Source organism: Moraxella sp. RCAD0137 (genome assembly GCF_002894025.1).
In the GTDB taxonomy this organism is placed as follows: Bacteria; Pseudomonadota; Gammaproteobacteria; order Pseudomonadales; family Moraxellaceae; genus Moraxella; species Moraxella porci.
Genome location: NZ_LTCC01000001.1, coordinates 283,314 through 295,278 on the forward strand (window position 1 = coordinate 283,314; position 11,965 = coordinate 295,278).

Sequence of the window (11,965 nt, forward strand, 5' to 3'; positions counted from 1 at the left end):
AATCGTCATGATTCGCGAAACACCTTTTCACACACAGCCAAGTGCTGTACCCGACGGTTGGCAGAAATTCGGTGATATCCACTGGTATCCATCGGATCTCTCCGAGCATCTGTATCAGGCCATCATTGATATCGGTGATGGCATACAGCTGTGTGTCGAAGCTGGGGGCAATCCTGAGCATCCGCCGATGATCTTTGTGACTGGGCTTGGTTCGCAGATGCTGTTTTGGTCGGACAGTTTTCTGAAACTGTTTATCGATGCAGGTTTTTTTGTGATTCGCTTTGACAACCGAGATACGGGACTATCAAGCAAAATCCAAATCGAAGGTCTGCCACGGCTCAACAAGCTCAAAATGATGCTCAAGGTGCAAGCAGGTCTGTCCAATAAAGGCGAGCAAGTACCCTATACACTCACCGACATGGCAGAAGATGTGGCACGACTGATTAAGACCATGCATCTATCTGAAGTTAATCTCATCGGTGCATCTATGGGTGGTATGATTGCCCAAATCGTCGCTGCTCGCTACCCAAAATACATCAAAAATCTCACCTTGCTATTTTCGACTGCCAACCGTGCGTTTTTGCGACCGCCCAATCCCAAGCAGTTCATGACCTTTGTGCGTCGCCCCGAGAGCCATTCGGAGCGTGATATGGTGCGTCACAGCGTGTGGTTCATGACAGCAGTCGGCTCACCAGGGCATCTTGATATCAAAGGCACGCGCGCCATCGCTGAAAAACGTTATCAACGCAATTTTCATCCGCTTGGTGTGGCACAGCAATTGACCGCGATTTTGGCGTCAGGGTCGATTTTGAAATTCACCAAACAAATCCGAGTCAATACCTTGGTGATTCATGGCGATAAAGATGGCTTGGTTGCACCCAGTCATGGTAAGTTTCTAGCCAAAGCCATCCCAAATGCTCGCTTTGTGCTGGTCAGTGGCATGGGACATGATTTACCCGCTTATTATCACCCCTATCTTGTCACGCTGATTAGCAATCATTGCAAATCCTAAACTGATGCTCAAGCATGGCTTGACCCAATCCCACCCATCATCATTGACAGATAACCGGCATTGATTTGATGGGGTAAAATTTGTTATGATGCCATCAGTTTTATACTGTTAATGACAATTATGTCAATCATAGCAATAAGGATAGGCGATGAAATCACTGATGTTTAAAGACGGTCACAGTGCTACTGTGGGTAATATCTACTGTATCGGTCGCAGTTATGCTGAGCATATCAGCGAGCTTGGCAATACACCAACGGGCGAGCCTGTGGTGTTTATGAAACCCACCACCGCACTGACCCAAGATACCACACTCACCCTACCAAGCTTTAGTGATGATGTGCATCATGAAGTTGAGCTTGTGGTCTATATCGGTCGTGATATCCGCGATGACGAAGAGCCAAGCCTTGATGCCATCACAGGCTATGGCGTCGGGCTTGATCTGACCGCTCGCGATGTCCAAGCCAATCTCAAAGCCAAAGGTCTGCCTTGGACGCTTGCCAAAGGCTTTCGTGATGGCGCTTGGCTATCACCTTTGACGCATGGCACGCCGCCTGTTTGTCAAGTTTTCTTATCAGTCAATGATGAAACTCGCCAAGATGACAGCACGGATAAGATGCTGTTTGATGTGCTTTATCAGTTAAAGTATTTACATAAACATTTTGGCTTGCGTGCTGGTGATTTGATTTATACAGGCACACCAAAAGGCGTAGGCAAGCTATCATCAGGTGATCGGCTTGTGGCGAAGCTCAATGATGATGAGTACACTCTATGCATCCGCTAAGCTGATCTTTATCTACTCTCACAAATCTGCACAATCATCGTGCAGATTTTTATTTTTGGCATTATTTCAATGGCGAAATGGTTGAAATTTTGCTAAAATAGCCGTAAATTTTTCACGGTTTTATGGGGTTTATCATGAATATTTTAGTACTGGGTACGGGCGGTCGTGAGCACGCCTTGGCTTGGGCTTGTGCCAAAGATACACGCGTCAAGACAGTCTATGTCGCTCGTGGCAATGCAGGTACCGACACCGAAGATAAGCTTGTCAATGTCGATTTGGATGTTGCCAATCATGCGGCGGTGATTGAATTTTGTCAAGCTAATGACATTGCATTTGTAGTTGTCGGTCCTGAAGCGCCATTGGTCGCAGGCGTCGTAGATGATTTGCGTGCGGCAAATATCGGTGTCTGGGGCCCGACCAAATACTGTGCACAGCTTGAAGGTTCAAAAGCCTTTGCCAAAGACTTTATGCAAAAACATGGCATCCCAACCGCTTTTTATGAAGTTTTCACCGAGATTGAGCCTGCCAAAGCCTTTGTTGCAAAAAATGGCGCACCAATCGTCATCAAAGCCGATGGCCTAGCCGCAGGTAAAGGTGTCATCGTCGCCATGAACGAGCAAGAAGCTTATGATGCCATCGACGATATGCTGTCGGGCAATAAATTTGGCGATGCGGGCAGCCGTGTGGTGATTGAGCAGTTTTTGGCAGGCGAAGAAGCCTCATTCATCTGCATGATTGATGGTGATAACATCTTGCCGATGGCAACGAGTCAAGACCACAAGCGTATCTTTGAAGGTGACACAGGTGCCAATACTGGCGGTATGGGTGCCTACAGCCCTGCCCCTGTGGTGACGGATGAAGTGCATCATAAGGTCATCGAGCGAGTCATCCGCCCTGTGGTCGATGCGATGAAAGCGAACGGCACGCCTTATACTGGATTTTTGTACGCAGGTTTGATGATCAATGATCGAAATGACCCTTATGTGATTGAGTTCAACTGCCGATTTGGCGATCCTGAGACACAGCCAATCATGATGCGCCTAGAAAGCTCATTGGTTGAGCTGATTGAAGCAGGTCTAAAAGGCAATCTGCCTGCGACTGCCAATTGGTCAAAACAAGTGGCACTTGGTGTCGTTTTGGCAAGCCGTGGCTACCCTGAGACCAGCTCAAAAGGTGATGTCATCACAGGGCTTGACAATGGCACAGATACCCTAAAAGTCTTCCATGCCGGCACCAAACAACAAGGCGATGATATCGTGACCGACGGTGGTCGTGTACTGTGCGTGACGGCACTGGCTGAAACCATCAAGGATGCGCAAGCCAAGGCACTACAGGCCATCGACGGCATCAGCTTTGATGGCATGCAGTATCGCCGTGATATCGGCTGGCGTGCGATTGATAAAGGGTTCTGATTCAAACCATATCAAAGGGATAAAGTGACCTGCTTTATCCCTTTTTTATAGTCCAAAAATCACAATCTTAGCCAATCATAGCGACAAAGGTGAATTTTTGCTATAATAAGCCATCATTTTTATTATCAATTAAATCATCGCATGACTCAGCCAATCGATAAGCTAAAAACCACACCTCTATCTCGTCGCCTATCCATCGCCAAAACTTCACTCAATATCGGTAAGAATTGGGCAAAATCCAGTGTCGGCAGCCTGTTTATGAGTCAAGAACAACGAGCCAATGCCAAACACGCCCTACTCCAAGAACAGGCGGATTATTTGGTGAGCGAGCTGGGTAAACTCAAAGGCTCAGTGGTCAAGGTGGGTCAGATGCTTGCATTATATGGCGAGCATTTTTTGCCGCCACAGGTGCTTGATGCACTGCACACACTTGATGCCAACACCACACCACTATCTTGGCACATCATCTACGATGCACTAAAGGTCGAGCTTGGTGAGCGTGTGACGGATTTTGAAATCGATCGCACACCGATTGGCACAGCAAGTCTTGCCCAAGTGCATAAAGCCGTGCACAAATATACTGGCCGTGAAGTCGTGCTAAAAGTGCAATACCCTGGGGTCGCATCATCGATTGATTCTGACTTATCCATCTTTAAGCATCTATTAAAAATTACCAATGCGGTGCCACAGACCAAAGCACTCGATGCATGGTTTGAAGAAATTGGCGAGCTGTTGCATCGTGAAGTGGATTATACCCTAGAAGCGAACACTACCAAGCGATTTGCAGGCTATCTTGCGGACGATTCACGCTATGTCGTGCCGACAATTTATGACAATTACAGTACGCCACGCTTGATTTGCATGAGTTTTGAGCATGGTGTATCGCTCAATGATGATACGCTAAAGCAACTGCCCCAAGATCGCAAAAATGCCTTAGGTCAAGCCGCCATCGAAGTGGTCATCCGTGAGTTATTCGAGTGGGGTGAGATGCAGACCGACCCGAATTTTGGGAATTACCTAGTGCGATTTGAAGATGGCATTGATAAGCTGATCTTATTGGATTTTGGGGCGATTAAGCAGTTTGATCAACATCTGCTTGGTATCGCTCGTGGGCTTTTGACAGCAGGCTATCACCATGATCAAGCGATGATGATGGATGCGATGACCGGCTATGATTTTTTTGACAGACTTAGCGGTAAGCCAAAATCTGACATGGCAGCGGTCTTTTTGATGGCGTGTGAACCATTTGCCAAGGCAGCGGCATTGAATCACGCGGCTGGCGGTCAGCATCCACACCTAGATGGCCATGGTCGCTACATTTGGGCTAGCAGTGATCTGTACGCCCGAGTGATGAACAAAGCCAAAGAAGGGATGCAGTCATTGGAATTTAGCCTGCCACCAAAAGAGATGATGTTTATCAGTCGTAAATTTATCGGTGCCTATGCACTGCTCGTGTCACTTGATGCACGCACCGATAGTGAAGGCTTAGTTGGGAAGTTTGTCTAAGTTGCAAAATGGCTGATATCGTTCAGCCATTTTTTTGTGTGAGTCTTAGTTATTTTGTAATGCATTTAGATGCCTTACAACACCTATCGCCGCCGCTCGACCTGTGGCAAAACACGCCGTTAATAAATAACCCCCTGTTGGTGCATCCCAATCCAGCATCTCACCACAGCAAAACACGCCTGCATGAGCACGCAGCTGCAGGTCATCATCTACCGCCATACGCTTGATGCCACCGCCTGTACTGATGGCTTCATCCATCGGGCGAAATCCCGTACACTCAATGGCAAGCGACTTGATATGCTTTGCCATGATTGTTAAGTCCGACCAGTCGGTTTTATTAGTGCATTCTCTTAATAACGCAATTTTGACGGCATCAAGTCCAAGTTTTTTAAGTAGCGTATTGAGCGATTGTTTCTTATTTTTAGTTAAGTTATTATAAATAAAATCAGCTGATTTATCAGGTAATAAATCTAGATATAAAGTAAATGTTTGATGCTCATCCATCGCTTGTCGCATGGCAAGGTTTAGCTTATAAATCAGCCCACTTTCTAACCCATAATGACTAATAACGATATCACCTTGATGGCTGATATCATCGCCCACCCACGCACGCACACGCTTGATGGCTTGACCATACAGTGGTGTCATAAATGGCGACCAAGCACGCAGTACCCCGACATTGCTGGCATACAAAGGTGTCAGCTCATCAGCTCCCAGCCATCTTTGCCAAGCGCCATCACTACCCAGATATGCATAAGAGCCGCCACCACACGCCAATATCACCGCATCAAACGCTTGGCTAAACTTATCGATGATATTGCCTTTATTATCTAATATTTCAAAACCAAGCACTCGATTATCCATCGTAATACAGCGATGTCGATAGTGAAATTTTACTTGATGATCATGTAGCCGATTTAGCCATGCGCGCACAAGCTTGGATGCTTTCATCTCAACAGGAAATATCCGCCCTGTCGAGCCGACATAGCTATCAATGCCAAGTGATGCCATCCATGCTCGGATACCATCAGCACCAAATGCCTGCACATAAGGCATCAGCCAATCCGATGGCGTATATCGTGTCACAAAATCCGCCATCGGCTCATTGTGTGAGATATTCAGCCCTGTTTTGCCCGCCATCAAAATCTTGCGTGCAGCGGTGGGTTTTTGGTCAAATACATGGATGTCGATATCATAAGCCGACAGCACTTCTGCCGCCATCAGCCCTGCCGCCCCTGCACCGATAATCGCCACACTTGACTTGGTCATGATACTTCCAATTGTTGAATATTACTAATTTATAAAGCTACTTATAATGACATCGCAGGCACATCGTCAAAGCGAGTGATATAGCCATCGGGCTTTGTGATAATAATCTCTTGGCATAGCTCATCTCGCGCCAGATATTTAATCTCAAAATGCGTACGAACCGATGATTTATCAATAGTCTGTTTAACATACGGCAACTGCCATACAGCATCCAGCAATTCGACCGCTTCATCGATATAATCACTGATATTACTGGCCAAAGTAATCGTTGCACCCACTTTCATACGAGATAATAAAAACTCAAAAAACGGCATATTTAGCCACCGCTGATTTTTGTTATGCGGTTCGGGATTGGGATATAGGATAAACACACCATCTAGCGAATCAGGCTGAATAAAATGTACACTAAATGCAATCGCATCAGCATGAATATTGATAAGATTATCTAATGAACTGGATAGACTTAACTTGTCAAATGCTGTGAATTTTTCGCTGGTACGCTCAACAGCGATCAATTGCTTATCGGGATGATTGCTTGCAAATAACATGGCGTGCTTGCCCTTGCCTGCGCCGATTTCTAAAAATAAAGGCGTGGCGGATGATTGCCATGCACGGATTTTATCTGCATCTTGTGATGACACTGTCTTTGGTGCGTGCAGATGGTTTGGATGAAATAATCTGGTAAACTGATGACTTGAAATCATGGCTTGGGTCATGGTGCTGTCTTGTGATCTAAAAATTGATCATTATAACACATTCACCCATCCAAATATCCACCGACTCATACTAATCTTACACAAACTACCCTATGATATTTTGGTGTATAAATTCGCATAAACTGGCACAATGCTTTATAATAGACAGCAAATTTTTATCAAAAAAAGCAATTATGACCTATCCAATCATTGCATATACTGATGGCGCCTGTAAAGGTAATGGACAATCCGCCATCTCCCCTGGTGGCTATGGTGTACATCTACAATATGACACGGGCGATGTGCGAAACCTATGGGGCGGCGAGATAAACACCACCAATAACCGCATGGAGCTGATGGCAGCCATCACTGCACTACAAAGCACGCCTGCACATCTGCCGATACAGATTTGGACGGATTCAGGCTATGTCAAAGACGGCATCACCAAATGGATCACTGGCTGGAAAAATCGCGGCTGGAAAAAATCTGACGGCAAACCTGTGCTAAATCTTGAGCTGTGGCAACAGCTGGATGCTCTCACCCAAAACCGCCAAATCGACTGGCAATGGGTGAAGGGTCATGCAGGACACGCAGGCAATGAGATGGCGGACAAGCTTGCCAATTTGGGTGTGGATGGTCAGGGGGATGAATGGATTGCTGCATCAGCACAAGCGCCATCAGATGCGCCAATGCCCAATGATCAGCCGCCAACGCTTGTACCTTCTGAGCCAAAAATAATGCAATATAACAGCCAACAAAATCCTGACTATGATGGCGATACCAGCCGCCTCAATCCAGATTTTTGGCCGATCCTGCCAAAGCCTGTCAATCGCGGCACCCCCAAACGCCAAATCATCTTAGATACCGAAACCACAGGCATTGATGCGTATAAAGGAGAGCGTATCGTTGAGATCGGTGCGATCGAGATGATTGACCGCCGATTGACTGGTAATATTTTACATGTCTATCTCAATCCCCAAAAAATCATGGAAGATGAGGTGATGCGCATTCATGGCATCAGCAATGAGTTTGTACAGAGTCAGCCTGTGTTCGCCGATGTGGCGCAGTTTGTTTATGATTTTTTGATAGACAGTGAAATTATCGCTCACAATGCTGCTTTTGACATGCGTTTTTTGCAGGCCGAATTTGACCGCGTCGGCTTGACGGATTTTAGTGACCGCGTGCGCGTGACAGACACATTGACCATCGCCAAACAGCTGTATCCCGACCAAAGAAACTCATTGGATGCCTTGGTAAGGCGATTGGGCGTCGGTCAAAAAGACCGTACTTTTCACGGCGCTTTATTAGACTCTGAGATCTTAACTGAAGTGTATTTGGCGATGACTGGTGGTCAGATGGATTTGACAGAGACTGCTTTTGATACGCAGATTGGCACAGATCACACCAGTGATCAGATCAGTGCAGCCCAAAACCACTTAAGAGCCGAACCCACGCGCACCACCGCCCCTAAAATCGGTGAGTATAACAGCCAACAAAATCCTGACTATGATGGTGATACCAGTCGCGTCAATCCAGATTTTTGGCCGATTTTGCCAAAGCCCATCAATCGCGGTGCCACCGAGCGACAGCTGATTATGGATACCGAAACCACAGGATTTGATGCCCAAGGCGGTGATCGCATCGTGGAGGTGGGGATAGTAGAGCTGGTGGGTCGTAAATTCACTGGCAATATCCTGCATGTCTATCTAAATCCAGAAAAAACAATGGATGATGAGGTCATTCGCGTACACGGGATCAGCAATGCCTTTGTATCAGATAAGCCAAAATTTGCCGAGGTGGCGCAGCTGATTTATGAATTCATGGCTGACAGCGAGATCATCGCCCACAATGCCAATTTCGATATGAATTTCTTAAACATGGAATTTGATCGCGTTGGCTTGTCAGATTTTAGTGAGCGCGTACAAGTGACCGACTCATTGGCCATCGCCAAACAGCTGTATCCTGGCCAAAAAAACACCTTGGATGCTTTGGTGAAGCGACTGGGTGTCGGCAAAAAAGATCGTACCTTTCACGGCGCTTTATTAGACTCAGAGATCCTAGCCGAAGTCTATTTGGCGATGACTGGTGGCCAGATCGCCATGGCCATTGATGATCATGATGGCTCAAACAACGACACCAATGCTCAAGGTGGCCAGTTTTTGAATCTGTCGCAATATGCAAGCTTGATTCAGCCATCGGTGTCTGATGCCGATGCCGATGCTGCTTGGCGCACGCAGGTGCTGTCATGAGTGTTAAAATTTGGGTGGTCTGTGATGATGGCGTCTTAGTTGATGATCGCTCGATGCCTTTTGTGATTACGCTTGATGAAGCACCAACTCAGGCGGTATCTCTTGGCTTTACTGAGACGCACGATGGTCACTGTGTGGCGTTGGCCAAAGATCATACGCTGCCTGCCACACACGCCATCAGTAGCACCGATGCTATCAGCTTAAAGCTAATTTTCCCTTATGGTCAAGGCTATGATGCCAAAGATGCCAAAAATTTGCGCCTGTTAAGCTTTCGTGAATTGATCAATACAAGCACTGCATCGGTCATCAGTCTTTTGAGCCGAGCCATCATGCTGATCCGCTGGCAACAAGATCACCGCTTTTGTAGTCGCTGCGGCACGCGAGCTGTGCTGCACAGCGGTGGCGAACATGCCATGATTTGCCCAGCCTGTCGTCATCGTGCTTATCCTCGAGTGCAGCCATGCATCATCATCGCCATCACACGCCAACATCCCAAGACTGGTAAGCCTCAGATCCTGCTGGCGCGTCATCACCGTCATAAAAGCGGCGTGCATGGCTTGATCGCAGGCTTTGTCGAGGCAGGTGAGACACTGGAAATGGCAGCACATCGCGAGGCACTAGAAGAGGTGGGTGTGAGTATTGGTGATCTTAAGTACTTTGGCAGTCAGTCATGGCCATATCCGAGCAATTTGATGGCTGGATTCATCGCCACCCATGCACACGGTGATATTAAGATTGAGCCTAATGAATTGGCATCAGCGAACTTTTTTGACATCGATGCCCTGCCAGCCATCCCAGCTGCAGGCACCATCGCCCATCAGCTGATTGAAGCAGTGGTGCAACAAGGAGATCTGGCGTGATCACTTATCAATCCTCGACCTCTACGGATGTGGCATCACGAGATCCCGTCCACTCGCCCAAGTCTGTACCGATCTTATTCCAGCCACTTGTTGACTCCTTGGATTTGGCGACACTTGAAGCGATCTACGCCATCGATGCTGTGCTGCCTCAGACACAGTGCGGTCTTTGTGGGCATCATGATGGCTGCCTGCCGTATGCGCATGGCATCATCACCCAAAACGAAGCAATCAATCTGTGTGTACCAGGTGGCCAAGCGGTCACCGATCGCATCAGTGAACTGACTGGCCGAGACAGCCTGCCAGCCAGCATCAGTAAATGGCCGATCGATCCTGTGACACAGCGTCCTACCGCTGTGCGCGCCATCATTCGTGACAGCGAGTGCATCGGCTGTACCAAGTGCATACCGGCGTGTCCTGTCGATGCCATCATCGGCACCGCCAAACACATGCACAGCATCATCAGCGATCTGTGTACTGGCTGTGAGCTTTGTATCGCGCCCTGCCCTGTGGACTGTATCGATTTGGTAGCACATACCCACAGACCCAGTGATGAGGCACGAGATCGCGAACAAGCACATCTAAGACAGCGCTATCATCAGCACTTACAGCGCGTCGCCCAAAGTATCGAAAGCGGCAGCAAACCTGTGGTCAGCACCATCGAATCTCAGATGGTCAATGTCATGAACCAAGCCGACACCGTGACCATCGATGAAAATGCCGCCAAAAACACCATCATGGCTGCCAAACTGCGCAGCCAACTCAAAAAACTGCAAAAACAGCTGGCAGCTGCACCCAGTATTGATAAGCAGCAGCAGATCCAAGCGATCGAGCAAGAGCTTTTGCAACTACAAAATAACGCCAATACCCAGCACCCAACCGATCAAGGTGACTTATGACACAGCATAGCCAAAGCGACCACGAGCATGCAGAACTCATTCGCCGTTTAGAGCAGCAAGGCCATCTTTTTGGTCAAGCGCCCAAGCTCATCACCCAATCATTGGTGGCAGAACACTGTAGTGCTTATGATAAGCTGTTTTTGCGAGCCAAAAAAATCGATAGCGATGGCCGCATCATGGAAGCTTTACAAGATGCCAAACGAAGCATCGCCAGCAGCTTAAGCGCTCTGTATGCGCTGTATTTTTTGATGGCATTGTTTGGGGTTGCTGGGCTGTTGGCAGCGACATCGGTGAACTTTTTTTATTTGATCGTGGCGCTTTTGGGTTGGCATACGCTGTCATTATTATGGTGGTGCATCTCAGCTTTTCTACAGCACAGACCCACACTGTTGGCAAGCATCATTGATAAGATCAGCTTTATAAATTCACCATCCATCAAATCCATGGATGTCAATAAAAAGCTGTCCCAAACCGCATACGGGGTATTAAAAGATGTCCAAAAACCCGTGAAATTTTGGTACATTGCCAGCATCATGCATGCCGCTTGGTTGTTTGGGCTTATAGGCAGCATTGTCGGTCTTTTACTGCTGTTTTTATTCAAAAGCTATCATTTTCATTGGGAATCGACACTGCTTAGTGATGCACATTTTTATCAGCTATTACACATCTTAGGCTTTTTACCGGCAAAATTTGGCATCAAGCTGCCTGATGGTATGCACAGTCAGCCTGCCCACTTTGCTTGGCTGACCATTGCCTGTCTGATGATCTATGGCGTGTTGCCGCGCCTAATGGCCTATCTGTACAGCCGCATTAAGTCTCGGATAAGTTTTCGCATCGATATCCAAGATCCTTATTTTGCTAGGCTTTTAGCCTATTATAATCAAAGCATCATCGATCAGGATGACTATCAGCCACCTAAGCCAAAGCCGCTGCCACAAGTCGCTGTAAGCGACAGGCTTATCATTGCCGCGCTTGAAAAACCAAATCACACTCCGCTTTCTTTGACAGCATTAAAAGATTTTGGCTGCATTGATGATCAAGATGACATCCTAAGACTGCTCACCGATGCCGATCAAAACGCAGCGCAGATCTGCCTTGTGATCAATACCGACACCGTACCAGATCGTGGTATCTTAAGAAAAATTGAACGCATCGGCACGCATCCTTATGGGATTTTTGCGGTGTTAGTGGGTGATGCCCAAAGCCATCAGACAGCATGGCAAGACGCCTTGGCCGATCGTCATATCGCGGTGCTAGATCTTAAGCTGTGATACCATTTATCATT

General features: G+C 47.3%; 10 protein-coding genes. 8 read left to right on the plus strand and 2 right to left on the minus strand.

From position 1 onward, the window contains the following. Positions 1-7 precede the first annotated feature (7 nt). From AZ602_RS01230 to AZ602_RS01245, 4 genes are all read left to right on the plus strand, one after another. A complete protein-coding gene (locus AZ602_RS01230; protein ID WP_103033332.1) occupies positions 8-1,012 on the plus strand; it encodes an alpha/beta fold hydrolase in 1,005 nt (334 codons plus the stop codon). 148 nt (positions 1,013-1,160) lie between these two features. Further along, positions 1,161-1,793, plus strand: coding sequence for a fumarylacetoacetate hydrolase family protein (locus AZ602_RS01235; protein ID WP_103033333.1), 633 nt, complete (start codon positions 1,161-1,163; stop codon positions 1,791-1,793). A gap of 134 nt (positions 1,794-1,927) precedes the next feature. Then, on the plus strand, positions 1,928-3,205 hold the full coding sequence (gene purD / locus AZ602_RS01240) for a phosphoribosylamine--glycine ligase (protein ID WP_103033334.1): 1,278 nt from the start codon (positions 1,928-1,930) through the stop codon (positions 3,203-3,205). 141 nt (positions 3,206-3,346) lie between these two features. Next, entirely contained in the window at positions 3,347-4,711 is a 1,365-nt protein-coding gene (locus tag AZ602_RS01245; RefSeq protein ID WP_103033335.1) for an AarF/ABC1/UbiB kinase family protein, read from the plus strand. Between the two features lie 45 nt (positions 4,712-4,756). Here the strand turns inward: AZ602_RS01245 and AZ602_RS01250 are convergent, their stop codons facing one another. Beyond that, a complete protein-coding gene (locus AZ602_RS01250) occupies positions 4,757-5,980 on the minus strand; it encodes a TIGR03862 family flavoprotein (RefSeq protein ID WP_103033336.1) in 1,224 nt (407 codons plus the stop codon). Positions 5,981-6,021: 41 nt separating this feature from the next. Beyond that, positions 6,022-6,696, minus strand: a complete 675-nt coding sequence (locus AZ602_RS01255) for a tRNA (guanine-N(7)-)-methyltransferase (protein WP_227525133.1) — start codon at positions 6,694-6,696, stop codon at positions 6,022-6,024. Between the two features lie 173 nt (positions 6,697-6,869). Here AZ602_RS01255 and dnaQ point away from each other — a divergent pair, with 173 nt between their 5' ends. From dnaQ to AZ602_RS01275, 4 genes are read left to right on the plus strand one after another with little or no spacing between them, the layout of a single operon-like run. Then, positions 6,870-8,924 carry a DNA polymerase III subunit epsilon gene (gene dnaQ / locus AZ602_RS10155; protein WP_227525134.1) on the plus strand — a complete coding sequence of 685 codons (2,055 nt, stop codon included), beginning with the start codon at positions 6,870-6,872 and terminating at the stop codon, positions 8,922-8,924. Beyond that, complete coding sequence (gene nudC / locus AZ602_RS01265) at positions 8,921-9,784, plus strand: NAD(+) diphosphatase (protein WP_103033337.1); 864 nt, start codon at positions 8,921-8,923, stop codon at positions 9,782-9,784. Before dnaQ ends, nudC begins: the two co-directional genes overlap by 4 nt. A gap of 29 nt (positions 9,785-9,813) precedes the next feature. Further along, positions 9,814-10,680 carry an RnfABCDGE type electron transport complex subunit B gene (locus AZ602_RS01270; protein ID WP_103033537.1) on the plus strand — a complete coding sequence of 289 codons (867 nt, stop codon included), beginning with the start codon at positions 9,814-9,816 and terminating at the stop codon, positions 10,678-10,680. Beyond that, positions 10,677-11,951: a DUF2868 domain-containing protein gene (locus AZ602_RS01275; RefSeq protein WP_103033338.1), complete on the plus strand. Its 1,275-nt coding sequence runs from the start codon at positions 10,677-10,679 to the stop codon at positions 11,949-11,951. Before AZ602_RS01270 ends, AZ602_RS01275 begins: the two co-directional genes overlap by 4 nt. Positions 11,952-11,965: the final 14 nt, after the last annotated feature.